Source organism: Streptomyces sp. NPDC036815 (assembly GCF_055609205.1).
This window is the reverse complement of record NZ_JBVJPW010000029.1, coordinates 41,769-68,448: the sequence shown is the minus strand read 5'-3', so window position 1 is coordinate 68,448 and position 26,680 is coordinate 41,769. Positions and strand designations below refer to the sequence as shown.

General features: G+C 72.3%; 22 protein-coding genes and 1 tRNA gene. 7 read left to right on the top strand and 16 right to left on the bottom strand.

The window, feature by feature from the left end; translation table 11 throughout:
- Positions 1 to 197: 197 nt before the first annotated feature.
- Positions 198 to 974 carry a LuxR C-terminal-related transcriptional regulator gene (locus tag ACZ69I_RS36100; RefSeq protein WP_467672281.1) on the top strand — a complete coding sequence of 259 codons (777 nt, stop codon included), beginning with the start codon at positions 198 to 200 and terminating at the stop codon, positions 972 to 974.
- Here ACZ69I_RS36100 and tamR read toward each other — a convergent pair.
- Positions 933 to 1,430, bottom strand: a complete 498-nt coding sequence (gene tamR / locus ACZ69I_RS36095) for a MarR family transcriptional regulator TamR (protein WP_467672279.1) — start codon at positions 1,428 to 1,430, stop codon at positions 933 to 935. The two genes, ACZ69I_RS36100 and tamR, sit on opposite strands and share 42 nt — an antisense overlap.
- A gap of 110 nt (positions 1,431 to 1,540) precedes the next feature.
- On the opposite strand from tamR, the gene ACZ69I_RS36090 reads away from it, so the two are divergent.
- On the top strand, positions 1,541 to 2,365 hold the full coding sequence (locus ACZ69I_RS36090; RefSeq protein ID WP_470836728.1) for a trans-aconitate 2-methyltransferase: 825 nt from the start codon (positions 1,541 to 1,543) through the stop codon (positions 2,363 to 2,365).
- Between the two features lie 8 nt (positions 2,366 to 2,373).
- Here ACZ69I_RS36090 and ACZ69I_RS36085 read toward each other — a convergent pair whose 3' ends face one another.
- Positions 2,374 to 3,060, bottom strand: coding sequence for a TetR/AcrR family transcriptional regulator (locus ACZ69I_RS36085; protein ID WP_470836727.1), 687 nt, complete (start codon positions 3,058 to 3,060; stop codon positions 2,374 to 2,376).
- Entirely contained in the window at positions 3,057 to 4,094 is a 1,038-nt protein-coding gene (locus ACZ69I_RS36080; RefSeq protein ID WP_470836726.1) for an acyl-CoA desaturase, read from the bottom strand. Before ACZ69I_RS36080 ends, ACZ69I_RS36085 begins: the two co-directional genes overlap by 4 nt.
- Before the next feature lie 289 nt (positions 4,095 to 4,383).
- Between ACZ69I_RS36080 and ppc the strand changes: the two genes are divergently transcribed.
- Positions 4,384 to 7,128, top strand: a complete 2,745-nt coding sequence (gene ppc, locus ACZ69I_RS36075) for a phosphoenolpyruvate carboxylase (RefSeq protein ID WP_467672271.1) — start codon at positions 4,384 to 4,386, stop codon at positions 7,126 to 7,128.
- A gap of 212 nt (positions 7,129 to 7,340) precedes the next feature.
- On the opposite strand, the gene pth is transcribed toward ppc, so the two are convergent.
- The 6 genes from pth to ACZ69I_RS36045 all read right to left on the bottom strand — a co-directional run bounded on the left by pth (position 7,341) and on the right by ACZ69I_RS36045 (position 12,334).
- The gene (pth, locus tag ACZ69I_RS36070) at positions 7,341 to 7,943 is read right to left on the bottom strand and encodes an aminoacyl-tRNA hydrolase (RefSeq protein WP_467672269.1); all 603 of its coding nucleotides are present in this window, start codon (positions 7,941 to 7,943) and stop codon (positions 7,341 to 7,343) included.
- A 95-nt stretch (positions 7,944 to 8,038) separates the two neighbouring features.
- The gene (locus tag ACZ69I_RS36065; RefSeq protein WP_470836724.1) at positions 8,039 to 8,632 is read right to left on the bottom strand and encodes a 50S ribosomal protein L25/general stress protein Ctc; all 594 of its coding nucleotides are present in this window, start codon (positions 8,630 to 8,632) and stop codon (positions 8,039 to 8,041) included.
- Positions 8,633 to 8,815: 183 nt separating this feature from the next.
- A complete protein-coding gene (locus tag ACZ69I_RS36060; RefSeq protein WP_125513234.1) occupies positions 8,816 to 9,790 on the bottom strand; it encodes a ribose-phosphate diphosphokinase in 975 nt (324 codons plus the stop codon).
- A gap of 113 nt (positions 9,791 to 9,903) precedes the next feature.
- Positions 9,904 to 11,337 (bottom strand): bifunctional UDP-N-acetylglucosamine diphosphorylase/glucosamine-1-phosphate N-acetyltransferase GlmU, encoded by a 1,434-nt coding sequence (gene glmU, locus ACZ69I_RS36055; protein ID WP_467673026.1) that lies wholly within the window; start codon positions 11,335 to 11,337, stop codon positions 9,904 to 9,906.
- Positions 11,338 to 11,519: 182 nt separating this feature from the next.
- Positions 11,520 to 11,591: transfer RNA gene (locus ACZ69I_RS36050), tRNA-Gln, on the bottom strand.
- A 26-nt stretch (positions 11,592 to 11,617) separates the two neighbouring features.
- Complete coding sequence (locus ACZ69I_RS36045) at positions 11,618 to 12,334, bottom strand: hypothetical protein (protein WP_470836721.1); 717 nt, start codon at positions 12,332 to 12,334, stop codon at positions 11,618 to 11,620.
- Between the two features lie 167 nt (positions 12,335 to 12,501).
- On the opposite strand from ACZ69I_RS36045, the gene ACZ69I_RS36040 reads away from it, so the two are divergent.
- Complete coding sequence (locus ACZ69I_RS36040; RefSeq protein ID WP_467672263.1) at positions 12,502 to 13,827, top strand: sensor histidine kinase; 1,326 nt, start codon at positions 12,502 to 12,504, stop codon at positions 13,825 to 13,827.
- Between the two features lie 13 nt (positions 13,828 to 13,840).
- Here the strand turns inward: ACZ69I_RS36040 and ACZ69I_RS36035 are convergent, their stop codons facing one another.
- Both ACZ69I_RS36035 and ACZ69I_RS36030 read right to left on the bottom strand, forming a co-directional pair.
- On the bottom strand, positions 13,841 to 14,371 hold the full coding sequence (locus ACZ69I_RS36035) for an SUKH-3 domain-containing protein (RefSeq protein ID WP_467672261.1): 531 nt from the start codon (positions 14,369 to 14,371) through the stop codon (positions 13,841 to 13,843).
- An 88-nt stretch (positions 14,372 to 14,459) separates the two neighbouring features.
- A complete protein-coding gene (locus ACZ69I_RS36030) occupies positions 14,460 to 15,089 on the bottom strand; it encodes a YwqJ-related putative deaminase (RefSeq protein ID WP_467672259.1) in 630 nt (209 codons plus the stop codon).
- Between the two features lie 329 nt (positions 15,090 to 15,418).
- On the opposite strand from ACZ69I_RS36030, the gene ACZ69I_RS36025 reads away from it, so the two are divergent.
- The 3 genes from ACZ69I_RS36025 (at position 15,419) to ACZ69I_RS36015 (ending at position 20,447) form a co-directional block, all read left to right on the top strand.
- Positions 15,419 to 16,405 (top strand): SMI1/KNR4 family protein, encoded by a 987-nt coding sequence (locus ACZ69I_RS36025; protein WP_470836720.1) that lies wholly within the window; start codon positions 15,419 to 15,421, stop codon positions 16,403 to 16,405.
- 7 nt (positions 16,406 to 16,412) lie between these two features.
- Positions 16,413 to 19,295, top strand: coding sequence for an SUKH-4 family immunity protein (locus ACZ69I_RS36020; RefSeq protein WP_470836718.1), 2,883 nt, complete (start codon positions 16,413 to 16,415; stop codon positions 19,293 to 19,295).
- A gap of 249 nt (positions 19,296 to 19,544) precedes the next feature.
- Positions 19,545 to 20,447 carry a cellulose-binding protein gene (locus tag ACZ69I_RS36015; RefSeq protein ID WP_467672253.1) on the top strand — a complete coding sequence of 301 codons (903 nt, stop codon included), beginning with the start codon at positions 19,545 to 19,547 and terminating at the stop codon, positions 20,445 to 20,447.
- Between the two features lie 31 nt (positions 20,448 to 20,478).
- Here ACZ69I_RS36015 and ACZ69I_RS36010 read toward each other — a convergent pair whose 3' ends face one another.
- The 5 genes from ACZ69I_RS36010 to ACZ69I_RS35990 all read right to left on the bottom strand — a co-directional run bounded on the left by ACZ69I_RS36010 (position 20,479) and on the right by ACZ69I_RS35990 (position 26,655).
- Positions 20,479 to 20,832, bottom strand: a complete 354-nt coding sequence (locus ACZ69I_RS36010; protein ID WP_470836717.1) for a hypothetical protein — start codon at positions 20,830 to 20,832, stop codon at positions 20,479 to 20,481.
- Positions 20,829 to 22,757, bottom strand: coding sequence for a pre-toxin TG domain-containing protein (locus ACZ69I_RS36005; protein WP_470836716.1), 1,929 nt, complete (start codon positions 22,755 to 22,757; stop codon positions 20,829 to 20,831). Before ACZ69I_RS36005 ends, ACZ69I_RS36010 begins: the two co-directional genes overlap by 4 nt.
- Before the next feature lie 139 nt (positions 22,758 to 22,896).
- Complete coding sequence (locus ACZ69I_RS36000; protein ID WP_470836714.1) at positions 22,897 to 24,498, bottom strand: sodium/solute symporter; 1,602 nt, start codon at positions 24,496 to 24,498, stop codon at positions 22,897 to 22,899.
- A complete protein-coding gene (locus tag ACZ69I_RS35995) occupies positions 24,495 to 25,073 on the bottom strand; it encodes a DUF485 domain-containing protein (RefSeq protein ID WP_470836713.1) in 579 nt (192 codons plus the stop codon). Before ACZ69I_RS35995 ends, ACZ69I_RS36000 begins: the two co-directional genes overlap by 4 nt.
- A 109-nt stretch (positions 25,074 to 25,182) precedes the next feature.
- Positions 25,183 to 26,655 (bottom strand): MFS transporter, encoded by a 1,473-nt coding sequence (locus ACZ69I_RS35990; protein WP_470836750.1) that lies wholly within the window; start codon positions 26,653 to 26,655, stop codon positions 25,183 to 25,185.
- Positions 26,656 to 26,680: the final 25 nt, after the last annotated feature.

The following is a 26,680-nucleotide window of genomic DNA, read 5'->3' as shown; positions in this document are numbered from 1 at the left end:
CAGTGCCGGTGGGGGCCGGTACTGATCAGGGGGCGAGACAGTCGGGTACGGCGCCCGGCGTGGGGGTGGCGTTCACAGTACGGCGGCGGCCGTGCGACCGCGTTGTCTCCCGCTCCGGGCGCTGTACCCGCACCAACCGTTCTCCGATGATGGGGTATCCCCTGCTCCTTGGCAGGAGCGTGGGGAAGGGGGTTTCTGTGGTTCGCATTCGAGTCCTGGTCGTCGACGACCATCGCATCTTCGCCGAGTCGCTGGCCGCCGCACTCGCGGCCGAGCCCGACGTCGACGTGTCCGCGGCGGGCAGCGGTCCCGCCGCCCTGCGCTGTCTGGAACGGGCGGTCACCGAAGGGCGCAGGTACGACGTGCTGCTCGTCGACGCCGACCTCGGCAGCACCGCGAGCGCCCTGCAGGGCTTCCGCCCGGCCGTACCCGTCCAGGAGAACAACGCCGACGGTCTCGTCGACGGCATCTCCCTGGTGGCGGGCGTCCGTTCGGGCCAGCCCGCCGTGCGCACCGTGGTGCTCGCCGAGAAGGACGACCCGCGCCGGGCGGCGCTCGCCCTGCAGGCGGGTGCCTCGGGCTGGGTCGCCAAGGACTGCTCGCTGTCCCGGCTGCTCACGGTCATACGGGGCGTCCTGCGCGACGAGACGCACCTGCCGCCCGCCCTGCTCACCGGCGTGCTGCGCGAGCTGACCGCCGCCCGCAAGCACCGCACCGAGTCCGAGCGCCTGGTGGAGTCGCTGACCCCGCGCGAGCGCGAGGTGCTGCGCTGCATGGTCGCGGGCCTCGGCCGCAAGGCCGTCGCCGAGCGGCTCTTCCTCTCCCCACACACGGTGCGCACCCACATGCAGAACGTGCTGGGGAAGCTGGGCGTGCACTCCACGCTCGCCGCGGTGGCGCTGGCCCGGCGCGCGGGCGTCGGCCCGGCCGACCTAGCCGGGGATGTTGTCGAACGGGGCGGTCAACTGGCGTAGCAGCGCCGCCAGTTCGCCTCGCTGGGCGCGGGAGAGCTCGGCGAGGATGGCCCGCTCCTGTTCGAGCAGGCCGGCGAGGGCCTGGTCCGCGCGGTCCCGGCCCTCGGCGGTGAGCCGGACCAGCACGCCGCGCCGGTCGCTCGGGTCGGGCAGGCGCTCGACGAGGCCCTTCTTCGCCAGGCGGTCGATGCGGTTCGTCATCGTGCCGGACGTCACGAGTGTCTGGGTCAGGAGCTGGCCGGGCGAGAGCTGGTACGGCGCGCCCGCGCGCCGCAGCGACGTCAGGACGTCGAACTCCCAGGGCTCCAGGTTGTGCTCGGAGAAGGCGAGCCTCCGGGCGCGGTCCAGGTGCCGCGCGAGCCTGCTCACGCGGCTGAGCACCTCGAGTGGTTCCACGTCGAGGTCAGGGCGCTCCCGGCGCCACGCCGCGACCAGCCGATCGACCTCGTCCTCCATGACGATCAGTGTAGGGGGTCTGTCGACATGAAGTCTCTTGACGTCAAGATATTAGGTGGTGAAGATGGCCCCGGAAGCCGTTCGCCGCACCGTCTTCGAGGAGGCCCTCCATGCCCGCAGCAGCCGCCACCTGGGACCCCCACCAGTACCTCCGCCACGCGGACCACCGCGCGCGCCCCTTCGTCGACCTGCTCGCCCGGGTGCCCGCACTCCCCGCCACCGGCCGCCCGCCCCGCATCGCCGACCTCGGCTGCGGCCCCGGCAACGTCACCCGGCTCCTCGCCGAACGCTGGCCCACCGCGCACATCACCGGCTTCGACAACTCCCCGGAGATGCTCGCGAGGGCGGAGCGCCTGGCGGGCCCCACGGCCGGCGGCGGCCACCTCGGCTTCGCCCTCGCCGACGCCACGCGGTGGACTCCGGCCCCGGCCACGTACGACCTGATCGTCTCCAACGCGACCCTCCAGTGGGTCCCCGGCCACCCCGGTTCCTTCCCCGCCTGGACCGACGCCCTGGTGCCCGGCGGCACCTTCGCCTTCCAGGTGCCCGGCAACTTCGACGCCCCCAGCCACGCCCTCATGCGGGAACTCGCCGCCTCACCCCGCTGGCGCGACCGCCTCGGCGAGGCCCTGCGCCACGCGGACGCGGTCCTCACACCGGGGGAGTACCTGGAGCGGCTCGCGGATCTCGACTGCGAGGTCGACGCGTGGGAGACGACGTACCAGCACCTCCTCACCGGCGCGGACCCGGTCCTCGACTGGGTCAAGGGCACGGGCCTGCGCCCGGTCCTGACCGCCCTGGCGGACGATCCGGCGGCCACGGAGGCGTTCCTGGCCCAGTACCGGACCCTCCTGCGCGAGGCCTACCCGCCCACGCCCCACGGCACGGTCTTCCCGTTCCGGCGGGTGTTCGCGGTGGCCCGCAAGGCGCTCTGAGGCGAAGCTCAGCTCTTGCGGTGGCCTATCAGGCGCGGCTTTGGCTCCAGGCCGTCCAGACCGTGCCAGGCCAGGTTGACCAGGTGGGCCGCCACCTCCGCCTTCTTCGGCCTGCGGACGTCCAGCCACCACTGGCCCGTCAGCGCGACCATGCCGACCAGCGCCTGCGCGTACAGCGGCGCCAGCTTCTGGTCGAAGCCGCGGCCCTTGAACTCCTGGCCCAGGATGTCCTCGACCTGCGTCGCGATGTCCGAGATCAGGGACGCGAAGGTGCCGGTGGACTGCGCCACCGGCGAATCGCGGACCAGGATGCGGAAGCCGTCCGTGTACGTGTCGATGTAGTCGAGCAGGGCGAAGGCGGCCTGTTCGAGGAGCTCGCGCGGGTGGCCCGCCGTCAGCGCCCCCGTCACCATGTCGAGCAGCGCCCGCATCTCGCGGTCCACGACCACCGCGTACAGGCCCTCCTTGCCGCCGAAGTGCTCGTACACGACCGGCTTGGAGACCCCGGCCTTCGCCGCGATCTCCTCCACCGACGTGCCCTCGAAGCCCTTGGCGGCGAAGAGCGTGCGGCCGATGTCCAGCAGCTGCTCCCGGCGCTCGGCACCCGTCATACGGGTCCGCCGGGCCCGCCGGGGCTGCTTCTCTTTGCTGGAAGGGCTGGAATTGCTGGAGTCGGTCGCCACGTCGTCCATCATGCCGCGTCGGACGCGGGTGCCTCGCGGCGGGCGTCGGCCGCCCCCTCGGGCTTGCGGCGCGCCTCGATGCGTGAGCGCGAGGGCCACCGCACGTCGGACGCCCAGCCCAGCTGCTCGCACCAGCGGATGATCCGCGCGGAGGAGTCGATCTGGCCCTTCATCACACCGTGCCGCGCCGACGTCGGATCGGCGTGGTGGAGGTTGTGCCAGGACTCGCCGCAGGACAGCACCGCGAGCCACCACACGTTGCCCGAACGGTCACGGGACTTGAAGGGACGCTTGCCCACCGCGTGACAGATCGAGTTGATCGACCACGTGACGTGGTGCAGCAGCGCGACGCGGACCAGCGAACCCCAGAAGAACGCCGTGAACGCGCCCCACCACGACATCGTCACCAGGCCGCCCACCAGCGGCGGGATACTCAGCGACACGATCGTCCAGAACAGGAACTGCCGGGAGATCCGCCGGATCGCCGGGTCCCTGAGCAGATCCGGGGCGTACTTCTCCTGCGACGTCCGCTCCTCGTCGAACATCCAGCCGATGTGCGCCCACCACAGGCCCTTCATCAGCGCCGGAACCGTCTCGCCGAACCGCCACGGGGAGTGCGGGTCGCCCTCCGCGTCGGAGAACTTGTGGTGCTTGCGGTGGTCGGCCACCCAGCGGACCACCGGCCCCTCCACCGCCATCGACCCCGCCACCGCCAGCGCGATCCGCAGCGGCCGCTTCGCCTTGAAGGAGCCGTGCGTGAAGTAGCGGTGGAAGCCGATGGTGATGCCGTGGCACCCCAGGAAGTACATGAAGACGAGCAGGCCGAGATCCAACCAGCTCACCCCCCACCCCCAGGCCAGCGGCACGGCCCCCAGCACGGCGATGAAGGGAACGACGATGAAGAGGAGAAGGGTGAGCTGTTCGAGTGAGCGCTTCTGCTCGCCGCCCAGCGTGGCGGGCGGCAGCGGGGCACCGGGGTCACCGGTCGTCCGCGAAGCGTCGTCGATCACATCGGTGTCGGAGTACGCATCGGAGCTTGTCGTCATGGGCACGTCCCCTGGGGGGTCGAGGGTCGAGGTGGGATCAGTGCACGGGCACGGTTCCTGCAACGGCTGCCAGGCCGCGTTTCCTACGGTTCCGTAACCTACGGCGACGTAAGTATGGCAGTGCGGAGCTCCGCGGCAAGAGGTCGCGAGCTCCGGGCCCGAAGTGACACCTATCCTTGGGATCGGTCGGACAGCGCGGTCCGCTCTGTATCTCCCCCCGGGTACCCATATCCCCACCGGGGACCCCTCCCAGTCTTGAAGCGCTTCAACACTGCAAGGAGCCGCACCTGTGAGCAGTGCCGACGACCAGGGCCAGCAGGCCAACAGCAACGCCAGCGCCGAGCTGCGCGCCGACATCCGCCGCCTCGGCGACCTGCTCGGCGAGACCCTCGTACGCCAGGAGGGGCCCGAACTCCTCGAACTGGTCGAAAAGGTCCGCCGCCTGACGCGCGAGGACGGCGAGGCCGCCGCCAAGCTCCTCGGCGGCACGGAACTGGAGACCGCGGCCAAGCTGGTCCGCGCCTTCTCCACCTACTTCCATCTGGCGAACGTCACCGAGCAGGTCCACCGCGGCCGCGAGCTGCGCGCCCGGCGCGCGGCGGAGGGCGGACTGCTCTCCCGCACCGCGGACCGCCTCAAGGACGCCGACCCCGAGCACCTGCGCCAGACCGTGCAGAACCTCAACGTGCGCCCCGTCTTCACCGCGCACCCCACCGAGGCCGCCCGCCGCTCGGTGCTCAACAAGCTCCGCCGCGTCGCCGAACTCCTGGAGACCCCGGTCATCGAGTCCGACCGGCGCCGCCACGACACCCGACTGGCCGAGAACATCGACCTCGTCTGGCAGACCGACGAGCTCCGCGTGGTGCGCCCCGAGCCCGCCGACGAGGCCCGCAACGCCATCTACTACCTCGACGAGCTGCACGCCGGCGCCGTCGGGGACGTCCTGGAGGACCTCACCGCCGAACTGGAACGCGTCGGCGTCGAGCTGCCCGAAGGCACCCGCCCCCTCAGCTTCGGCACCTGGATCGGCGGCGACCGCGACGGCAACCCCAACGTGACCCCGCAGGTCACCTGGGACGTCCTCATCCTCCAGCACGAGCACGGCATCAACGACGCCGTCGACATGATCGACGAGCTGCGCGGCTTCCTCTCCAACTCCATCCGCTACACCGGAGCCACCGAGGAACTGCGCGCCTCCCTCCAGTGCGACCTGGAGCGCCTGCCCGAGATCAGCCCCCGCTACAAGCGCCTCAACGCCGAAGAGCCCTACCGCCTCAAGGCCACCTGCATCCGGCAGAAGCTGGAGAACACCAAGCTCCGCCTGGCCAAGAACGTCCCGCACGAGGAGGGCCGCGACTACCTCGGCACCGCCGAGCTGCTGCACGACCTCACGCTCATCCAGACCTCGCTGCGCGAGCACAAGGGCGCCCTCTTCGCCGACGGCCGGATGAACCGCACCATCCGCACGCTCGCCGCCTTCGGCCTCCAGCTGGCCACCATGGACGTACGCGAGCACGCCGACGCCCACCACCACGCGCTCGGCCAGCTCTTCGACCGCCTCGGCGAGGAGTCCTGGCGGTACGCGGACATGCCCCGCGAATACCGCCAGAAGCTCCTCGCCAAGGAACTGCGGTCGCGGCGCCCGCTCGGCCCCTCTCCGGCGCCCGTGGACGCCGCGGGCGAGAAGACCCTCGGCGTCTTCCTCACCGTCAAGAAGGCCCTCGAGGTCTTCGGACCCGAGGTCATCGAGTCGTACATCATCTCGATGTGCCAGGGCGCCGACGACGTCTTCGCCGCCGCCGTCCTCGCCCGCGAGGCCGGCCTCATCGACCTGCACGCCGGCTGGGCCAAGATCGGCATCGTGCCGCTCCTGGAGACCACCGACGAGCTGCGCGCCGCCGACGTCATCCTCGACGAGATGCTCGCCGACCCCTCCTACCGCAGGCTGGTAGCCCTCCGCGGGGACGTCCAGGAAGTCATGCTCGGCTACTCGGACTCCTCCAAGTTCGGCGGCATCACCACCTCGCAGTGGGAGATCCACCGGGCGCAGCGCAGGCTCCGCGACGTCGCCCACCGCTACGGCGTGCGCCTGCGCCTCTTCCACGGCCGCGGCGGCACCGTCGGCCGCGGCGGCGGCCCCTCGCACGACGCGATCCTCGCCCAGCCCTGGGGCACCCTGGAGGGCGAGATCAAGGTGACCGAGCAGGGCGAGGTCATCTCCGACAAGTACCTCGTGCCGTCCCTGGCCAGGGAGAACCTGGAGCTGACGGTCGCCGCCACGCTGCAGGCCTCCGCCCTGCACACGGCTCCCCGCCAGTCCGACGAGGCCCTCGCGCGCTGGGACGCCGCGATGGACGTGGTGAGCGACGCGGCCCACACCGCCTACCGCAAGCTCGTCGAGGACCCGGACCTGCCGACGTACTTCCTCGCGTCGACGCCGGTGGACCAGCTCGCCGAGCTCCACCTGGGCTCGCGCCCCTCGCGCCGCCCCGGCTCCGGCGTCTCGCTCGACGGCCTGCGCGCCATCCCGTGGGTCTTCGGCTGGACCCAGTCGCGGCAGATCGTGCCCGGCTGGTTCGGCGTCGGCTCGGGCCTCAAGGCCCTGCGCGAGGCCGGTCTGGACACCGTCCTCGACGAGATGCACGAGCACTGGCACTTCTTCCGCAACTTCATCTCCAACGTCGAGATGACGCTCGCGAAGACGGACCTGCGGATCGCCAGGCACTACGTGGACACCCTCGTGCCGGACGAGCTCAAGCACGTCTTCGCCACGATCGAGGAGGAGCACGAGCTGACCGTCCGCGAGGTCCTGCGCATCACCGGCGGGGACGAGCTGCTCGGCTCGCACCCGGCGCTGCAGCAGACCTTCGCGATCCGCGACGCCTATCTCGACCCGATCTCCTACCTCCAGGTCGCGCTGCTCAAGCGGCAGCGGGATGCGGCTGCGGCGGGGGTGGAGCCGGATCCGTTGCTCGGGAGGGCGTTGTTGCTCACGGTGAACGGGGTGGCTGCGGGGCTGCGGAATACGGGCTGATGCCTTGAGCGGTGTGACGGGGCCCCGCGCCACTTCGGTGGGGCGGGGCCCGGTTGTTCTTTGGCCGCGGGGGCGTCGTGGCTGGGCGCGCGGTTCCTCGCGCCCCTAAAGATCGCGCAGTTCCCCGCGCCCCTGAAAAGATTGCGCCGTTCCCCGCGCCCCTGGGAAGGTCGCGCCGTTCCTCGCGTGCCTTCCCTGCTTCCCTGCGGTCGTCAGGAGTTGTACGTGCTCTGGGCGCGTTCCAGGCCCTCTGTGATCAAGGCCTCCACCGCGTCGGCCGAGCGGTCCACGAAGTAGTCGAGTTCCTTGCGTTCCGTGGCGGAGAAGTCCTTCAGGACGAAGTCCGCCACCTGCATCCGGCCCGGCGGGCGGCCGATGCCGAACCGCACCCGGTGGTAGTCGGGGCCCATCGCCTTCGTCATCGACTTCAGGCCGTTGTGGCCGTTGTCGCCGCCGCCCAGCTTCAGGCGCAGCGTGCCGTAGTCGATGTCCAGCTCGTCGTGGACCGCGACGATGTGCTCGGTCGGCACCTTGTAGAAGTCCCGCAGCGCCGTCACCGGACCGCCCGACACGTTCATGTACGACATGGGCTTCACGAGGATCACCCGACGGCTCGCGGGGCCCGGCGCGCCGATCCGGCCCTCGACCACCTGGGCCTGCGCCTTCGCGGACCGCTTGAACTTGGCGCCCATCCGCAGGGCGAGGAGGTCGGCCACCATGAACCCCACGTTGTGCCGGTTCATGGCGTAGTCGGGGCCCGGATTGCCGAGGCCCGCGATCAGCCACGGAGCGCTGGCGTCCGTCGTCACGTGCATGTCTCCTTCATACGCCCATGTCCGGTGCGCACGCGGCAGCCGCCGCCCCCGTCAGGGAGCGACGGCTGTCGCGGTACGCGTGTGGTCGGCGAGGCTCAGGCCTCGGCGGCCGCGTCGTCGGCGGCACCCTCGGCCGGGGCCTCCTCGGCCTGCGCGGCCAGGACCTGCAGGACGACGGCGTCCTCGTCGATGGCCAGCGTGGAGCCGGAGGGCAGCGGGATGTCCTTCGCGAGGATGGACGCGCCGGCCTCCAGGCCCGCGATGGAGACGGTGACCTCGCTCGGGATGTGCGTGGCCTCGGCCTCGACCGGCAGGGTGTTCAGGACGTGCTCGAGCAGGTTGCTGCCCGGCGCCAGCTCGCCCTCGGTGTGGACCGGGATCTCGACCGTGACCTTCTCGCCGCTGCGGACGAGGAGCAGGTCGACGTGCTTCAGGATGCCGATGCGCAGAGCGTCACGCTGGACGGCCTTCGGGATGGCCAGCTGGGTCTTGCCGTCGACGTCCAGGGAGATCAGGACGTTCGGCGTACGCAGCGCCAGGAGCAGGTCGTGGCCCGGGAGCGACAGGTGGACCGGCTCGGCACCGTGGCCGTAGAGAACGCCGGGGACCTTGTCCTCGCGGCGCAGACGGCGGGCGGCGCCCTTGCCGAACTCGGTGCGGGTCTCGGCGGAAAGCTTGACCTCAGGCATGTGCACTCCTCGTACAACAGGTGTCGGATGGGGTTACCCGGCCAAACGACTGGCCTGCTACGAAGAGCGCGTCGATAACGGACCGCCGCACAGAAAAAGTGCGGCCTCCCTCGCCGAGCAACTCCGTGAGTCTACCCGGCGGGGAGGCCGCCCCAGAAATCGATCTTCAGATCGAGCGTCCGGTCACTGCTCCTCGAAGAGGCTCGTCACCGAACCGTCCTCGAAGACCTCGCGCACCGCGTTCGCGATCGTCGGCGCGATCGAGAGCACCGTGATCTTGTCGAGCTCCAGCTCGCCCGGCGTCGGCAGCGTGTCCGTGAACACGAACTCGCTGACCTTCGAGTTCTTCAGACGGTCCGCGGCGGGACCCGAGAGCACACCGTGCGTGGCCGTCACGATGACGTCCTCCGCGCCGTGCGCGAACAGCGCGTCGGCGGCGGCGCAGATCGTGCCACCCGTGTCGATCATGTCGTCGACCAGGACGCAGACGCGGCCCTTCACCTCACCGACCACCTCGTGCACGGTGACCTGGTTGGCGACGTCCTTGTCGCGGCGCTTGTGCACGATCGCCAGCGGGGCGCCGAGGCGGTCGCACCAGCGGTCGGCGACGCGCACGCGGCCGGCGTCGGGGGAGACCACCGTCAGCTTCGAACGGTCCACCTTCGCGCCCACGTAGTCCGCGAGGATCGGCAGCGCGAAGAGGTGGTCCACCGGACCGTCGAAGAAGCCCTGGATCTGGTCCGTGTGCAGATCGACGGTGAGGATGCGGTCCGCTCCGGCGGTCTTCATCAGGTCCGCGATCAGACGCGCCGAGATCGGTTCACGTCCACGGTGCTTCTTGTCCTGGCGCGCGTAACCGTAGAACGGCACGATGACCGTGATGGAGCGGGCCGACGCGCGCTTCAACGCGTCGATCATGATGAGCTGCTCCATGATCCACTTGTTGATCGGAGCGGTGTGGCTCTGGATCAGGAAGCAGTCGGCGCCGCGCGCCGACTCCTGGTAGCGGACGTAGATCTCACCGTTGGCGAAATCGAAGGCCTTCGTCGGCACGATGCCGACACCCAGCTTGTGTGCGACCTCCTCGGCCAACTCGGGGTGGGCGCGGCCGGAGAAGAGCATCAACTTCTTCTCGCCGGTCGTCTTGATCCCGGTCACAGCACTGTCTCCTCAGAGAGTTCTTCCCGCTGCCGTACTCACGCGTCCCGGTGCGTCGAGTCGGCCGAATGTGCACTATCACGGTACGCCGTGTCAGGCGCACCTGTTTCCGGTCAGCTTTCGCCGCCCGGCTCCCGGGACGCCGCCTCCGCCGCCTTCGCGGCCGCGCTCCCCGGACGCTTTCGGGCCACCCAGCCCTCGATATTCCTTTGCTGGCCCCGCGCGACGGCCAGCGAACCGGCCGGCACGTCCTTCGTGATCACGGACCCGGCGGCGGTGTACGCGCCGTCCCCGACCGTGACAGGAGCCACAAACATGTTGTCCGAACCCGTGCGGCAGTGGGACCCCACCGTCGTGTGGTGCTTCGCCTCGCCGTCGTAGTTCACGAAGACGCTGGCGGCACCGATGTTGGAGTGGTCGCCGATCGTGGCGTCCCCCACGTACGACAGGTGCGGGACCTTGGAACCCTCGCCGATCGTCGCGTTCTTCATCTCCACGTACGCGCCCGCCTTGGACTTCACCCCGAGCCGGGTGCCGGGGCGCAGGTACGTGTACGGGCCGACGACCGCCCGCTCCCCGATCTCCGCGCTGTCGGCGACGGTGTTGTCGACGCGGGCCCCGGGGCCCACCCTGGTGTCCTTCAGGCGGGTGTTGGGGCCGACCTCGGCGCCCTTGGCCACGTGCGTGGCGCCCTGCAGCTGCGTGCCCGGCTGGACGGTGGCGTCCCGCTCGAAGGTGACGGTCGCGTCGATCCACGTCGAGGCCGGGTCCACGACGGTGACGCCCGCGAGCATCGCCTCCGTCAGCAGCCGGTCGTTCAACGTGCGGCGGGCCTCGGCCAGTTGGACGCGGTTGTTGATGCCCGCGATCTCCCGGTGGTCCCCGGCGACGGCGGCACCGACGCGGTGCCCGGCCTCGCGCAGGATCCCCAGGACGTCCGTGAGGTACTCCTCGCCCTGGCTGTTGTCCGTGCGCACCTTGCCGAGGGCCTCGGCGAGCAGTCGCCCGTCGAACGCGAACACACCGGAGTTGATCTCACGGATCGCGCGCTGCGACTCGGTGGCGTCCTTGTGCTCGACGATCGCGGTGACGGAGCCGCCCGCGCCGTCGCGCACGATGCGGCCGTAGCCGGTCGCGTCCGGCACCTCGGCGGTCAGCACGGTCACGGCGTTCCCGTCGCCTGCGTGCACCGCCGCGAGCTGTTCGAGCGTCGCGCCGGTCAGCAGCGGGGTGTCGCCGCAGACGACGACCACCGTGCCGTCGACCGAACCGCCGAGCTCCTCCAGGCCGATGCGCACGGCGTGGCCCGTGCCGTTCTGCTCGGCCTGGTAGGCGGTGCGGACCTGCGGGGCGACGGTCGCGAGGTGTTCGCGCACCTGCTCGCTCTGGAAGCCGACGACGGTCACGAGCTGCTCGGGCGAGAGCGCGGAGGCGGCGTGGAGCACGTGCCCGATGAGGGAGCGGCCACAGATCTCGTGCAGGACCTTGGGAAGGTCCGACTTCATACGGGTGCCCTCACCCGCTGCGAGGACGACGACGGCTGCCAGCGGGGTCTCCCCTGCAGGAGCGGAGCCGACTGCTTGGGGAAGGGTTGCGCTCACGGGGGTGCCCTTCGGCTTCGGATGGCTTGGGGTGCCTGGTGGGGTGGACATTCGCAGGATACCGGGGCGTAGAGAAGCGGAAATGAGGGCGGGCCCCGACCTTGGAGGTCGGGGCCCGGAACCGCTTGCTCCCCCGCCAGGACTCGAACCCGGACAGATGGCACCAAAAGCCACAGTGCTGCCAATTACACCACGGGGGAATGGAACGGCTAAACCGGACATTTGGTCAGGCCGCCGAATCGGCACCCAACACTATGCCGTACCAAGCGCCTTCGACGCGACGGTAGAGATCGGCACTTTGCTTCACGTAGATCATGAGGCACCCGTGGTAGGCGTCCGCCGTGTTCTTGCGCGTGGTGCGGGGGTTGTGTCTCTTCAGGGTCGGCTTGCTGAAGGCGGACACGTCGACGCCCACCACGCGGGCCCAGTGGTGCTCCGCGGCTTCCACGTCCGCGGATTCATGGATGCTGACGCGCAAGGTCAGCCGATCGGCGCCGACCCCGAGCAGCTCCAGCCAGCGCAGGTAGAGCTGGATCATGGTCGTGTCACTGTTGATGAACTGCAGCACCTCGGTGCGGCGGTAGGGCTTGTCCTTGGTGCCTTCGGACCAGTAGAGACCGACTCCCACCAGGAACAGCTCGCGGTCGGAGAGCTTGCCGACCGCGGCCGCCGCCGATCGCTTGGTCGCCTGCCGTTCGCGGTCCTGAGCGGCGCGCAGCTCGGCGAGCCCGGCGTTCATCCGGGCCCGCTGTTCCTCGGGGGTGCGACGTGGTGCGGGCGACGGCAGGTCGCGCACCCAGAGGGAGACGGAGCTCTTCGAGCAGCCCAGTTCGGCCTGGATCTCGTTGTAGGTCCAACCCTGGCGACGCAACTCGCGAGCTCGGTCCCGTGTGCCGTCTTCGTACTTGCTCACCGCGCGCCCCGCGGGCGTGATCTCCGTCATGGGTCGACCCTCGTCCGGAATGGGAGGTTCCGGGGCGGAAGCCCACGCGGTTCAACAGTTCGAGGGATACCGGCAGGTTTCGCTTCCGGTCGAACACGGCGTGGGGTCGATCACCGAGCCGGAAACTCACCGGAAAACCGGGGCGGAACGCCCGTACGCTGGAAGACATGACCACGACGGGGGACGACCGCACCACGGCCATGACCGGGCCGTGGTGGTGGGAGCGGTGGCGCGGTGCCGCGCTGGATGTGGGGCTCGCCGCGCTGTCCGCGGCGGAGTGCGGAGCGGAGGGCGTGAGTTTCGCGCGGGACTCCGGGCTGCCGGCGCCGGTGGGCATCGGCTTCGGCGTCCTCGCGGGCGCCGCCCTGCTGATCCGGCGGCGCTGGCCCGTCGCCGTCGTGCTGATATCGATCGCGATCACGCCCGCGCGGATGGGCGTGCTGCTCACGGTCGTGGGCCTCTACACCCTGGCCGCCTCCGAACTGCCGCGCCGCATCACCGGCGCCCTCGCCGGGATGTCGATGGCGGGCACGCTGGTCGTCGCGCTGGTGCGGGCCAACCAGGACATGGCGGAGGGCAGTCCGTCGATCGGCAGCGAGTTCATCCCCTTCTTCGCGGTCACCGCCGCGATCGGCGTGACCGCGCCACCCGTCCTCCTCGGCTTGTACGTGGGCGCGCGGCGCCGCCTCGTGGAGGGGATGCGGGAGCGTGCGGACAGCCTGGAGCGGGAGCTTCAGCTGCTCGCCGAGCGCGCCGAGGAGCGGGCGGAGTGGGCGCGGAACGAGGAGCGCACGCGGATCGCCCGCGAGATGCACGACGTGGTGGCGCACCGGGTGAGCCTGATGGTGGTGCACGCGGCGGCGCTGCAGGCGGTGGCGCGGAAGGACCCGGAGAAGGCGGTCAGGAACGCCGCGCTGGTGGGGGACATGGGCCGGCAGGCGCTGACCGAGCTGCGGGAGATGCTCGGGGTGCTGCGGGCGGGCGACGGGGCGAAGAAGGAGAAGCCGGCCGAGCCGTTGCCGCTGGCCGCGGTGGGGTTCGCGGCGGCCGCGGCGGCGTCGCGCGTGGTGGACGAGGACGGCCCGTGTCTGGCGGAGCTGGACGAGTTGGTGGGGCAGTCGCGTACGGCGGGCATGGCGGTGGACCTGTCGGTGCAGGGGGAGCCGCGGGACTGTTCGGCGGAGGTGGAGCAGACCGCCTACCGGGTGGTGCAGGAGGCGCTGACGAACGTGCACAAGCACGCGGCGGGCGCGAAGACGTACGTCCGCCTCGCGTACCGCGGGGCGGAGATCGCCATGCAGGTGGAGAACGAGCCGCCGCCGGAAGCGGGCGGTGACGCGCAGGACGCGCGGCTGCCGAGCGGCGGCAACGGCCTCGTGGGGATGAAGGAGCGGGTCACGGGCCTGGGTGGGGTGTTCGTGTCGGGGCCGACGGACGGCGGGGGCTTCCGGGTGTCGGCGGTGCTTCCGGCGGCGGCCGTCGCGATGGGCTAGGGCTGGTCGAGCGCTAGATTCCCGTGCTCGCCGAGAGGCGGGTCGGCTGGGCGCCCGTGACGAGGGTGGCGAGGGCCTGGTCGATGTGGGCGCCGAGGAACCAGTCGCCGCTGTGGTCGAGGCTGTAGACGCGGCCCTCGGTGTCGATGGCCAGGAGCGCCTGGTTGTCGGGTTCCTCGCCGATGGGGCAGACCTCGGTGCCGAGGGCGCGGCCGAGGTCGCCGAGGGTGCGGGCGAGGTGCAGGCCGTACATGGGGTCGAGGTGCACCGTGGCGGGCGCTATCTGGCGGCCGGGTCCCTGCGGGGTGATGTGCAGGCCGCCGAACTCGGCCCAGGCCTCGACCGCCGCGGGGAAGACGGTGTGGCGGTGCCCGGCGGGGGAGGTGTGGCGGCGCAGGGCGTCGGCCCAGATCTCTGCCTGCTTTATGTCCCAGTGGCCGGGGCGCCAGCCGGCGGCGCGCAGGGCGGCGTCGACGGGGACGGGGAAGCGGGTGCTGCCGCCGGCGGCCGGTGCGGCGGTGGGGGCGGGGTGTTCGGGGTGCATCGGGTGGCCCTCGTTCGGTCGTTCGGGCGGTCGTGGGGACGGTCGGATGGACGGTGGGGCGCCGGTCCGGCGGGTGTCCGGGCGAGGGTCAGGCGTCGGTGGCGGTGGGGTCGACGATCCGTACGCCGAAGTGGGCCGTGAGGGCGGTGCAGGACCGGCAGGGCTGGGCGAAGCCGCCGTGCAGGGGGTCGCCGTCCTCGCGGATGCGGCGGGTGGTGAGTTTGGCGTGCTTGAGGGCCTTGCGGGCCTCGCCGTTGGTCATGGGTTTGCGGGCGGCGCGCTTGGAGCGGCCCGCGTCGGCCGCCGTGAGGTGGCGGGAGATGAGGATGGCCTCGGCGCAGCGACCGGTGAAGCGTTCGCGCTGGCCGCTGGTGAGGGCGTCGAGGAAGTCCTGGACGAGCGGGTGGAGGGCGGGGGGTTCCTCGCCGCGTCCCGCGGTGCAGGTGAGGGTGGTCTGGCCGCGTACGGAGAGGGCCGCGGCGACGGTCGGCAGGATGCCGTCGCGGCGCTGGCGGAGGATGGGCGCGTGGGCGGCGGTGGCGCTCCAGCCGACGCGTGGGTCGCCCGCCCGTGGGTCCCCGGCGCTCGCGCGCGGGTCCCCCGCGGTGGGGATCGTGGCCGGGCCGTGGCCGGGTGGCCGGGTGGTGCCGTCGTCGCCCGTGGTGGCCGCCGTCGTGGGCAGCGTGTGGCCGGGCATGCCGCTCTGTGCCGTCTGCATTGCGCTCTTCCCTCCCCCTGCTCGCGGCCGTCACCGCGTGTGCCACGCCCCCGCGTCGCGGGGACAGCCTGCCAAATGGGGCGGGTGGTGCGGAAGCTGGGGCACTGCGACACGCCTGGCTTCGCGTCGGTTTTCGCCGCACGGTGACCGTCCGGTGGCTGGTGGTCATGGAACCGGAGGCCCGGTGACCGGTGTCGTCCTTGCGCATAGGCTGTGTCGGCATCGCAGAACGAGATGTGGAACCGGACGTCCATGCGCGGGCCGGTTCCGCGGCTCGGTTCACACGAAAGAATTCAGAACCTTCCACAGTGCCGCAGGGGGCAACCGCCATGACGACAGGTCGGCTGGGGCAGCAGTCCGCGCCGCCGAACGCGGCTTACGCGGGGCAGGTCGTGCACTTCCCGGACCCGGTCCGGGCCGCGCGCCATCCCAGAGGGGTGCGGGTGGACGAGCACGGCTATCCGGACTTCTCCGCCTATGCGCGCGCCGCCGCCGAGATCGCCGAGCCGCCGGAGGGTTTCGGCGTCGACGAACTGCGCCTGACGGACTACGTGTCGGCGAACGCGGTGCTCGCGGCGGCGGGTCACGAGCTGTGGGACACGATTCCCGCGGTGGCGACCCCGCACGGCTGGACGTGGCACCACGTGCGCGGCAGCCGCCGTCTCGAACTGGTGCCTGTCGAGGTGAAGGCGTTGCTGCGCCACCACGGCGGGATCGCGACGACGTCGGTGGACCAGGACAAGCGGGGCACGCGCCCGTTGCAGGAGACGCGGCCCGCGCACTTCGGGCTGCCGAAGGCGGCGGTCGCGGTGACGGAGCAGCAGGTGCAGGGCGTGGAGGAGGACCTGGGCTACCGCCTGCCGGGCGCCTACCGGTCGTTCCTGAAGGCCGCGGGCGGCTGCGCGCCGGTCGGTGCCGCGCTGGACGCCGAGTTGGGGCTCCTCGTGGACCAGCCGTTCTTCACGGTGCGGGACGAGGCCGCGGTCAACGACCTGGTGTACGTCAACAAGTGTCTGCGCGACCACCTCACCAAGGACTACCTGGGCGTCGGTTTCGTCCAGGGCGGTCTGCTCGCGGTGAAGGTCAAGGGTGACCGGATCGGTTCGGTGTGGTTCTGCGCGTACGACGACGTGCGTGACCAGGACGCGTGGCCGCCGGCCGAGCGCGTGCGGCGGTTGCTGCTGCCGTGCGGTGACGACTTCGACGCGTTCCTGTCCCGGCTCGCGGGCAATCCGCCGGAGCTGGAGACCGTGGCGAACCTGATGGTGGACGGCGGCTTCGCGCAGGCCGTCCCCGTGTCCTCGGGTGGGGAGTGACGTAACGATGGTGACGTTCGCGCAGGCGCAGGACCGCGCCGAGGAGTGGATCAACGGCGATGTGCCGGGCTATCAGCACCGTGAGGTGCGGGTCCGGGAGTTCGACCTGGGTTTCGTCGTCTGGGCCGAGGACCGGGAGAACGGTCCGGTCTCCGACGGCGGCGCGCAGCGGCTGGTCATCGCGCGGGACAGCGGTGAGGCCACGCTCTGGCCGGGGCTGCCCGTGGGTGAGGTGATCCGCCGGTACGAGGAGGAGTACGGCCTGCCGGAGGCGGCGCCGCACGACACGCCCGCGGCGCCTCCGGAGCGGGTCGACCTGAATCAGACGTCGTTCCTGCTGACTCCTCCGGAGTGGCTCCAGGAGGCGGCGGACAAGATGGGGATTCCGGACCAGCGTTCCGAGGGGGCGGCTTCGTCGTCCGGCGCTCCGTCGGGTGCCTCGTCGGGTGCCTCGTCCGCTTCTCCGGCCGCTCCTCCGGTCGCCGAGACGCCTGCAGCTCCCGTAACTCCCGCGACTCCCCTGACCCCCGAGGCTCCCGCGGCGCCTGCCGCTCCGGGCGGCGGTACGCCGTGGCCCGCGGCCGCCTCCGATGCCGACGACACGTCCGAGGGTGCGGACGGCCTGCCCGAGGCCTCGCAGGGCGAGCCCGCCGGGGCGACTCCGTGGGCCGGTACGGACACCAACGCGGACGGGGGCGACGACCACTCGGTGCCGCTGCCCGCCACGGTGTACGCGCCGCCGCTGACCGGTCTGGACGACGAGGACGCTCCGTCGCCCGGCGCCGCGCCGGAGGCCAAGACGGCGCTGATGCACGGGGGCAGCCAGCTGCCGCGGACGACCCTCGCCCCGGCCCTGGACACCCCGGCGCCGGGCGCGCCCGAGGCTCCCGCCGCGCCCGCCGGTCCGCCGCCGAACGCGCCGCGGCCGCCCGCGGGTTCGCCGACGCCTCCGCCGCCTGCCGCGTCCGCGTCCGCCGACGCGTACGGGTACCCGCGGCCTCCCGCGGCCGCCGCCCCCGCCCCCGGTGCCGGAGACATCGCGGACGCCGCCACCAGCAAGGCGGACGGCCCGCCGCACGGGCCGCGCGGCAGCGGTGCCGGTACGCCCCCGCCGCCCGGCCCGCCCGTCGCTCCCGCCGGGGCGACGCCGCCGCCGTCCGGGCCCGGTGCGCCCGGCACCCCCGCCGGTGGGTACGTCCCGACGCAGCTCGTCTCGTCCCTGGGCCCGGACGGCCCGCAGCCTCCTGCCGGACCTCAACCGCCCACGGCACCGCAGCCTCCCGCGGGACCCCAGCCGCCCGCCGGACCCCAGCCGCCCGCCGGACCCCAGCCGCCTGTCGGACCGCAGCCGCCCGGTGCGCCCGGTACGCCTCCCGGTGGGGTGCACCACGCGGCGACGATGCTGGCCGATCCGAGTCTGGGTGGCGTCGGTGGTCCGAAGCCGCCGGGTGCGCCCGCCGCGCCCCAACCTCCTGGCCCGCCCGGTGCGCCCGGCGCGGGTGCGCCTCAGCCTCCTGGCCCGCCCGGTGCTCCCGGTGCTCCCGGTACGCCTCCCGGTGGGGTGCACCATGCCGCGACGATGCTGGCCGATCCGAGTCTGGGTGGCGTCGGTGGTCCGAAGCCGCCGGGTGCGCCCGCCGCGCCTCAGCCTCCCGGCCCGCCCGGTCCTCCCGGTGCGCCCGGCGCGGGTGCTCCGCAGCCGCCCGGCCCGCCCGGCACCCCGCCGCCCCCCGGCGGCGGCGTCCACCACGCCGCGACGATGCTGGCCGGACCGGCCGTCGGCGGTCCGGGCGCGCCCGGCATGCCGCCGCCGCCCGCGCCGGGACAGCCCGGCCCCGGCGGACCCGCCATGCCGCCCGGCGGCCCCGGCATGCCCGGCGGCCAGCCGTACGGCTATCCGCAGCAGCCGACCGGTCAGCCCACCGTCGGCCCCGGTTACCAGGCCGTGCTGCGCTTCCGCGCGGCCGACGGCTCCGAGCAGCAGCTCATCCGCCGCTCGGCGCCCGGCACCCCGCACCCGGAGTGGCAGATCCTGCACGAGCTGCGCGCCATGAACGTGCCGCCGCAGCAGGTGCTCGAACTCCACACGGAGCTGGAGTCCTGCGAGCTGCCGGGCGCGTACTGCGCCCGCATGATCCGCGAGACCTGGCCGCAGGCGCGGATCACGTCGATCGCCCCGTACGGCAGGGACCACGCGTCGCGCCAGCAGGGCATGCAGCAACTCCTCGCGCACCAGGGGGAGTTGCACCAGGTCGCGGACGGCCCCGCCCGGCCCGCGCCGGTGCGCGCCCCGCTGCAGCAGCTGCCGCCCGCCCCGCCGATCCCCCCGGAGGGCGTCGCGCAGGAGCTGGCCGCCGCCTTCGGTCCCGGCATCTTCCGGTTCGATCAGCGGGCGGTGTCGCGGCAGGGCGTGCCGGACATCGTGGCGCACACCCTCGTGGTGGCGGGGCTGCCCGTCGATTTCGGGCCGTTCTTCTGGGCGCAGGCCCAGCCGGGGCGTCCGGTGCCGACGCTGGCGGAGCTTGCGCAGGAGCGGGGCGTGCAGCCGGCCTCCGACGCGGGGTCGTACCTGGTGATGGGCAGCGACTTCGGCCGGGCGCTCTGCGTCCAGTACGGCACGGCGAACATCGTGGCCGTGCCGGTGGAGGCGGGTCCGGGCGGTGCGCCCGTGCCGCCGCAGTTCGTGAACACGGGGCTGCCGGAGTTCGCACGCTGCATGGCGCTGCTCGGCCGGATGTGGCGGCTGCGCTTCGGGCTCAACCAGGAGCAGGCGGGCCGCTGGACGGTGGACTTCCAGAACCAGCTGGCCGCGCTCGACCCGGCGGCGCTCGCGTCGCCGGAGAGCTGGTGGTCGGTGCTTCTGGAGCAGATGTGGGACGGGCTTCTGTAGCCCGCGGCCGTAGGTGTGGAACGAGGCGTCCGACCCGGGGATACGGGTCGGGCGCCTCCTGCGCGCTGGCCCATACGGGGCGTGGGACCGGACGAATGTCGCCCCGATTCCGACTTCCGCCGCCAATTGACGCATCCTTGACCGGGTGGAGTGGGCGGAGTGTCGCGTTATGAGCGCTTCCGCTTGATCCATCAAGATGTGCGCCAATCGTGCAGTACGTGCGTGGTACGTCGGAGAGGGGATCCAAGGATGAGCAGCAGCGGTGCACCGCCGTCGCCGCACGGCTTCTTCACCGTGCGGGGGCGCGGCTACCGTCCGGCCCAGGTCGAGGCGTACGCCGCCGGTCTGTCCGCGGAGCGGGACGGGGCGTGGGAGCGGGCGGCCCGGCTCACCGTCCTGGCCAAGGACATGGAGGCGGAGGCCGAGCGGCTGCGGGACGTGGTGTCGCGGCTCGCTCCCCAGACGTACGAGACGCTCAGCGAGCGGGCCCGGCAGATCCTGGCGCTCGCCGAGGCCGAGGCCACGGCCGTGCGGGAGGCCGCGCGGGCGGACGTGCAGCGGCTGACGGAGGAGACCGAGGCCGGGGTGCGGGAGGTGCGGGAGGCCGCGCGTGCCTACGCCGACGAGGTCGGCGCGGACGCGGAGGAGCGGGCGCGGCAGCGTCTCCTCGCGGACCGGGCGACGGCCGACGAGGCGCGTGTCTCCGCGCGGCGCGACGTCAAGGCGTGGCGCGGCGAGGCGCTGGCCGCGCTGCGTGAGATGCGGCAGCGGTGCGAGGACATGCTCGCCGACCAGGAGAAGGAGCAGGGCGAGCGGTGGGAGGCCGCCGAGCGGGAGGCGGCCGAACGCGAGGCGGAGGCGGACGCGCGCGTCGCGGAGCGGGTGGCCGCCGCCGAGGCCCGCCTCTCCGAGGCCAAGCGGGCCTTCGCCGAGGCGGAGGAGTCCGCGCGGCACCGGCAGGAGGACGCGGAGGCGCGGGCCGCGGAGCTGCTCGCGGAGGCCGGGGTGCGCGAGGAGCGGGTGGCACGCGAGACGGAGCGGGTGCTGCGCGAGCACGGCGAGCAGTGGGACGAGGTGCGGGCGCACATGGACCACGTACGCAGCAGCCTCGCCACGCTGACGGGCCGGGCACCGGCGGAGGAGGCTCCCTAGAGCCCGGTGCTCCGCCGGTGCCCCGGCCGGGTCAGTCCAGTGCGGGCAGTTCGGGCAGGACTCCCTCGGGGCCGCCCTCGTCGAGGAGGGCGCGGAAGGCCGTCGTCATCGCGTCGACCCCTCCGGTGGGGACGACGACGAGGTCGGCGCACTGGAAGAAGGCGCCGCCCGCGCATTCGCCCGTCCGCTTCCAGCGGTCCATGACGGCGGCGATCTCGCGGAGCGTCATGAAGGTGGCGCTCCACCTCGTGCCGTCGGGGAGCCGGAGTTCGGCGTCGGCGTTCTCGACGTCCTCGGCGCGGTCGTCCGCTCCCAGCATGAACAGGGCGGTGAACCGGTCGTCCGTGACGACGTGGTAGAGGTCACTTTCCACAGAGCTGGTCACTTTCCATAGAGCTGCTTCAGCCTCGCGATCACCTTGGGCTCGTTGCCCTTGTCGGACTTGCCGACGATCTCGATGCCGCCGTCCACGTTCCGGAAGAAGAGGCGTCCGCCGTTGCGGCCGCGGGCGTACGTGATGTCGGTGCCCGCCAGCGCCTTGCTGCCGAGTCCCGGGTTCATGTTTCCACGGGACAGCTGCTCGAAGAGGCCGTCGAGGTCGCGCTGGACGGCCTGGTTCCTGCCCGCCTGCTGCGCGGCCTTCGACAGCTGGGCGTCCTTGCCGATGGCGGAGGTGATGAGCTTGCAGGGGGACGCGTTGTGCACCAGGACCGGGGTGTCGCCCGCCAGCACGTAGTACGTGTGCGTGCCGGCCACGGTGAGGTTGCGGACCTCCTGGGCCGGGACGGTCCACGAGGTGACCGAGTCGACCCGGGCGGGTGCGCCCGAGGCGGTCCGCAGCGTTGTCCCGGGCGTCAGGTCGGCCGCGTTGGTCCACTGCTCGTCGCCGGTCCAGAACGGGTGCAGGTCCGTCGCGGTGAGGGAGGCGGTGCGGTCCCCGCCGTCGCCGTCGACGTCCACGCCGACCTTGACGAGGTTCTTCTCGCCGTCGCCGACGATGAGGTCCGTGACGGGCTGTCCCTGGGTCGTGCCGGTGCCCGGGTCGGTGGCCAGGACCCGGTCGCCCTCGTGCACCTGCTCGATGGGGACGGCGGAACCGTCGGCCATGAGCACCGGCGTGCCGGGCAGGAAGCTGTTGCTCGCGCAGGTGACGGCGGTCGTCCCGCCCTTGCGGGCCTTGCGGACGTCGTCGGCGGTCAGGGCCTTCGCGCCGACCTTGGCGCCGACCTTGAGCCAGCGCAGGACGGCGAGGGAGCCGGCTGCCCGCTCCGCCCCGCTGAGCTGCTCGCCGGTGGCCAGGTCCTTGCCGGTCAGGGCCTCCACGATGCCCTTGCCGTCGCCGATGCCCGGCAGCAGGTCGAGGAAGAGGGACATCCGGCGCTGCTGGGTGGCCTCGTCGAGACCGGAGGAGCCCGACCCCCAGGAGTCGCCGACGTGGGAGAAGTCGAAGTCCAGGTCGGGGAGTTCGCTGAGCCGCTGGGCGCCCTTCTTGATGCCGGGGACGTGCTTGTTGGCGGTCTTCATGCCGCGGTTGGCCTGGGCGATGCCGTCGTTCATCTCCTTCATGCCCTTGTTGGCCTTGGAGATTCCCTTGTTGGCCTTGGCCAGGCCCTTGTTGACCTCGTCGACGCCCTCGTTCATCGTCTTGAGGCCGCGGTCCATCTGGGCGAAGCCCTTGTTCATCTGGTCGAACGCCGCGTTGAGCTCCCTGAGCTCCTTGCCCCAGTCGGTGGTGTCCTTGACGGGCTCGACGTCCCGCGACGGCGGGAAGCCGTAGTCGCCGACGACGACGGTGAGGATGCTGAGGGCGTAGAGCGAGTCGCTCGTCGTGCCCATCATCCGGTCGGCCTCGACGACGTTCGAGGCGAGCTTGACCAGGTGCGGCTTCGCGGCCTTGGCGGTCTTGACCGCCTGGGTCAGGATCTTCTCCTGCTCCTTCGGGTCGTTGGTCGACGAGGGGTCCTTGAGCTCGGCGAGCTTCAGCTTCCCCAGCGCCTCCAGCTCCGTGTCGAGCGTCTTGAAGCGGGCGCCGTGGTCCCTCATCACCGACTGCGTCCCGTACAGGAACAGGACGGTGCCCGCCCCGGCGATCAGGGCCTTGCGGCTGAACTCCCGCAGGCAGGAGGCCTTCTCCAGGAGGCCGAGATCGTCGCAGTGCGCGTAGTGCGAGACCCGCTCGGCGATCTCCAGGAGGCTCGGCGGCTTCTTCTCGGCGGCGGCCGCCGGTGCGCCCGCCGCGACGGCCGAGGTGAAGGAGAGGGACAGGGCGGCCGCGGTCGTGACGAGCCGGGTGGTGGTTCTGTGGTGCATGTGTTCCTTGGTCATGGGGGCACGGCGCCCATGACGATGTGACCCCCCGAGTCATTCCTGACGGGTCCCCGTCAGAGTTACCGACAAGTACGGTAACACCACGACATCCTGGAATGTCTGACTTTCCCTCAACAAATCCTTACTTCCCCCGGCGCGCGGCCCCCGCCAGGATCGAACCCTCCACCGCCTCGTACCGCCTGCGCTGCTCCGCCGCCTCGCCGCGGTCCGAGAGGCGCGTGCCCAGCCAGCCGAGGAGGAAGCCGAGCGGGATCGAGGCGAGGCCCGTGGTGGTGAAGGGGAACCAGGTGAAGTCGTGGTGGGGGAAGGCGGCACCGGGGCTGCCGGAGACCAGGTTCGTGCCCGTCATCAGGACCACCGAGCCGAGCGTGCCGCCGAGCAGGGTGCAGAGCAGGCCCGTGCGCGTGTAGCGGCGCCAGAAGAGGCTGTAGACCAGGGCGGGGGCCAGGGCCGACGCGCCCAGGCAGAACGAGAGGGTGGCCAGGGGCTGGAGGTTGTGGTCCTCGACCAGGACCGCGAGGAGGATCGCCGGCACCCCTGTGGCCAGTGCGGAGGCGCGGGCCAGCGTCATCTCGCGGCGGGGCGACGGCGTACGGCGGCCGTGCGCGAAGACGTCGTGGGCCAGGGAGTTGGCGCAGGCGAGAATCATGCCGGCCACCGAGGCGAGCAGGGTGAGGAACAGGGCCGTGGTGACCGTCGTGAAGAGCAGCGTCTCGGCGGTCGAGGCGTGGGCGCCGAACGCCGCGCGGGAACCGAGCAGATAGGCGGTGTTGCCCTGCGCGTCGTCCCGCGCGATCGCCGCCCGGCCGACCAGCGCGGTCGCGCCGAACCCCACGACGGTGACGACCAGGACGAACAGGGACACCGACGAGACGGCCCAGGACATGGAGCGGCGGATCTCGCGGGCGCTGCGCGCCGTGTACATCCGCATGGTGACGTGGGGGAGCGCCGCGCCACCGAGCACCACCGTCAGCTCCGAGCTGATCATGTCCAGACGGGGGTGGGGGCTGTCCGCGAACTGCAGCCCGGAGCGGAGGAAGGCGGGACCCGCCCCGCTGCCGTCCTGAGCGGCCGCGAGGAGGGCGCCCGGGTCCCAGTCGAAGCGCCGCAGGATCAGTACGGCGACCACCGCGCCGGAGCCGAGCAGCATCACGATCTTCAGGATCTGGATGAGCGCGGTGCCCTTCATGCCGCCGATCGCCGCGTAGCTGATCATCAGCGCGCCGAGCGCGACGACGCAGCCGGTCTTCGGACCGTCGTCGGTGAAGCCGAGGACGAACGCGAGCAGGTCGCCCGCGCCCGCCAGCTGGACCAGCATCAGCGGGAGCAGGGCGGCGATGGTCGCCGTGCACGCGGCGACCCGGACGGCGCGGCCCGGCATGCGGCGCGCCATGACGTCGCCCATGGTGAACCGGCCCGCGTTGCGCAGGGGTTCGGCCAGCAGGAACATCAGGAGCGTCAGGGAGAGCACCGTGCTCAGGGCGAGGACGACGCCGTCGTACCCGAGGAGGGCGATCACGCCGCCGGTGCCGAGGACGGTGGCCGCCGAGATGTAGTCGCCCGCGATGGCGAGGCCGTTGCGCATCGGCGAGAGGGTGCCGTAGCCGGTGTAGAACTCGTCGAGGTCCTCCCGGTCGGGCCCGGTCAGCACGCACAGCAGCAGCGTGAGCGTGACCACGGCGGTGAAGGCCACCACGGACATGGTCTGCGCCTCGTCGCTCATGGCCGGTCCCCGTCCGCTTCCGCGCGGTCGGCGGCGGGGCCCGACTGTCCGCGCAGCCGTTGGGAGAGCGGGTCGAGGCGGCGGCGGGCCGTGCACTCGTACAGGACGAGGGCGAGGCAGGTGACGGGCAGCTGGCAGAGGCCGAGCAGCAGGCCGGTGGAGAGGCCGCCGGAGAAGGTGCCGGTCATGAAGGACGGCGCGAGGGCGGACAGGACGAGGAAGAGCGTGAAGTAGCCGAGCGCGGTGAGGGTGGCGACCCGGCGCTGACGGCGGTAGGCGCCGCGCAGCTTGCGCAGGTCGCTGTGGCGGCCGGGCGCCGGGTGGCGGGGGAGGCGGGGAGCGGGGGCCGGTGGGGGCGGGGGCGGCGGCTGCCAGGGGTAGGTGAGACGTGGGTCGGGCGGCTCGGGCAACTCGTGCGGCTCGTAGGGCTCGTAGGGCTCGTAGAGCACGCCGGGCACGTACGGCTCGTGCCGCTCGTGCCGCTCGTGCCGCTCGTGCAACTCGTAGGGCCCGTGCGGCTCACGAGGCTCATGCGGCGGTGGCGGGGCGGGGGTGTCGTACGGCGGGTGGGGCATCCCGGTTCTCCTTGCGCGGCTTCCGGTCCGGGTGGGGACCGCAGGGAGCGAGAGGAGCCGAGACGTTACTCGCAAGTAAGGGCGGCGCGGGGAGTTTTCGGCAAACCGCTCAGTCGGACGGTTGCGTGGGTGACAACCGGTCCTGCTGGGACGTGAGTTGCGATTCCGTGAGGACCGGGAAGCGCCGCGGCGCCAGGAGGAGCAGCACCCCCAGGGCCACCAGCGCGGCGCACCCCGCCCCCAGGTACACGGAGTCGACCGCCGAGTCCACGGCCCGCCGCAGCCGCTCCGGATCGGCCACCGACCCGGGATCGTCCAGGACGCGCGCCACCGAGTCGAGGGACCCCGACCCGCCGAGCCGCGCGCTCAGCACGCCGTTGGCGACCGCGCCGAACAGGGCGGCGCCCAGCGTCTGGCCGATCTGCCGGCAGAACAGGACGGAGGCGGTGGCCGTGCCGCGCTCGGCCCAGCCGACGGTGGACTGGACGCCGACGATCAGCGGCAGCTGGAAGAGGCCGAGGGCCGCGCCGAGCAGCAGCATGAGCAGGGCGGGCTGCCAGGCGGTGCCGGGGTAGGGCAGCAGCGGGAAGGCGAAGAGGAGCAGGGCGGCGGCGGAGATGCCGGTGACGGCGGTGTTGCGGAAGCCGATCCTCCGGTACACGTGCTGGCTGAGCGCCGCCGACACCGGCCAGCTCAGCGTCATCACGGAGAGCACGAACCCGGCGGCGACCGGGGCGAGTCCGAGGACGGACTGGGCGTACGTGGGCAGGAAGACGGTGGGCGCGACCATCAGCAGGCCGAGCGCGCCGAGGGCGAGGTTGACGGCGGCGATGGTGGGCCTGCGCCAGACCCAGCCGGGGATGATCGGTTCGGCGGCCCGGCGTTCGACGAGGACCACCAGCGCGACCAGCGCGAGCCCGGTGGCGAACAGGCCGAGGGAGGGCGCCGACAGCCAGTCCCAGGCGACGCCGCCCTGGACGAGGGCGGTCAGGAGCGTGCCGCCGCAGGCGAAGACGGTCAGCGCCCCCGGCCAGTCGACCGGGCCGCGCGGGACGCTCTCGCGCGCGGGTTCGTGCAGGTGGCGCACGATGAGCCAGAGCGCGACCGCCCCGATGGGCAGGTTGATCAGGAAGATCCAGCGCCAGTCCGCGTACGAGGCGATGAGGCCGCCGAGCGCGGGGCCCGCGACGGACGAGGTGGCCCACACCGTCGACAACTTGGCCTGGATCTTGGGGCGTTCCTTGAGGGGGTACAGGTCGGCGGCGAGCGTCTGCACGGTGCCCTGGACGGCGCCGCCGCCGAGCCCCTGGACGACGCGGAAGGCGATGAGCGACTCCATGTTCCAGGCGAGGGCGCAGAGCGTGGAGCCGAGCAGGAACAGGACGCAGCCCGCGATGAGGACGGGCTTGCGGCCGAAGGTGTCGGAGAGCTTGCCGTAGACGGGCAGGGTGACGGTGGCCGCGAGGAGGTAGCCGGAGAAGAGCCAGGAGAAGATCGAGAAGCCGCCGAGCGCGCCCACGATCTGCGGGACCGCGGTCGACACGATGGTGGAGTCGACGGCGGCCAGCGCCATGGCGAGCATCAGCGCGGCGACGACCGCGCCCCTG

Bases quoted from the DNA above. Each gene is read 5' to 3' on its own strand.
- ACZ69I_RS36025 (WP_470836720.1), top strand. From the start codon at position 15,419: ATGACGACAGGTCGGCTGGGGCAGCAGTCCGCGCCGCCGAACGCGGCT.
- ACZ69I_RS36090 (WP_470836728.1), top strand. From the start codon at position 1,541: ATGCCCGCAGCAGCCGCCACCTGGGACCCCCACCAGTACCTCCGCCAC.
- ACZ69I_RS36005 (WP_470836716.1), bottom strand. From the start codon at position 22,757: ATGCACCACAGAACCACCACCCGGCTCGTCACGACCGCGGCCGCCCTG.
- ACZ69I_RS36065 (WP_470836724.1), bottom strand. From the start codon at position 8,632: ATGCCTGAGGTCAAGCTTTCCGCCGAGACCCGCACCGAGTTCGGCAAG.
- ACZ69I_RS36080 (WP_470836726.1), bottom strand. From the start codon at position 4,094: ATGACGACAAGCTCCGATGCGTACTCCGACACCGATGTGATCGACGAC.
- ACZ69I_RS36020 (WP_470836718.1), top strand. From the start codon at position 16,413: ATGGTGACGTTCGCGCAGGCGCAGGACCGCGCCGAGGAGTGGATCAAC.
- ACZ69I_RS36045 (WP_470836721.1), bottom strand. From the start codon at position 12,334: ATGACGGAGATCACGCCCGCGGGGCGCGCGGTGAGCAAGTACGAAGAC.
- pth (WP_467672269.1), bottom strand. From the start codon at position 7,943: ATGCACGTGACGACGGACGCCAGCGCTCCGTGGCTGATCGCGGGCCTC.
- ACZ69I_RS36030 (WP_467672259.1), bottom strand. From the start codon at position 15,089: ATGCAGACGGCACAGAGCGGCATGCCCGGCCACACGCTGCCCACGACG.
- ACZ69I_RS35995 (WP_470836713.1), bottom strand. From the start codon at position 25,073: ATGCCCCACCCGCCGTACGACACCCCCGCCCCGCCACCGCCGCATGAG.
- ACZ69I_RS35990 (WP_470836750.1), bottom strand. From the start codon at position 26,655: ATGCTCGCCATGGCGCTGGCCGCCGTCGACTCCACCATCGTGTCGACC.
- ACZ69I_RS36000 (WP_470836714.1), bottom strand. From the start codon at position 24,498: ATGAGCGACGAGGCGCAGACCATGTCCGTGGTGGCCTTCACCGCCGTG.
- ACZ69I_RS36085 (WP_470836727.1), bottom strand. From the start codon at position 3,060: ATGATGGACGACGTGGCGACCGACTCCAGCAATTCCAGCCCTTCCAGC.
- ACZ69I_RS36040 (WP_467672263.1), top strand. From the start codon at position 12,502: ATGACCACGACGGGGGACGACCGCACCACGGCCATGACCGGGCCGTGG.
- tamR (WP_467672279.1), bottom strand. From the start codon at position 1,430: ATGGAGGACGAGGTCGATCGGCTGGTCGCGGCGTGGCGCCGGGAGCGC.
- ACZ69I_RS36015 (WP_467672253.1), top strand. From the start codon at position 19,545: ATGAGCAGCAGCGGTGCACCGCCGTCGCCGCACGGCTTCTTCACCGTG.
- ACZ69I_RS36035 (WP_467672261.1), bottom strand. From the start codon at position 14,371: ATGCACCCCGAACACCCCGCCCCCACCGCCGCACCGGCCGCCGGCGGC.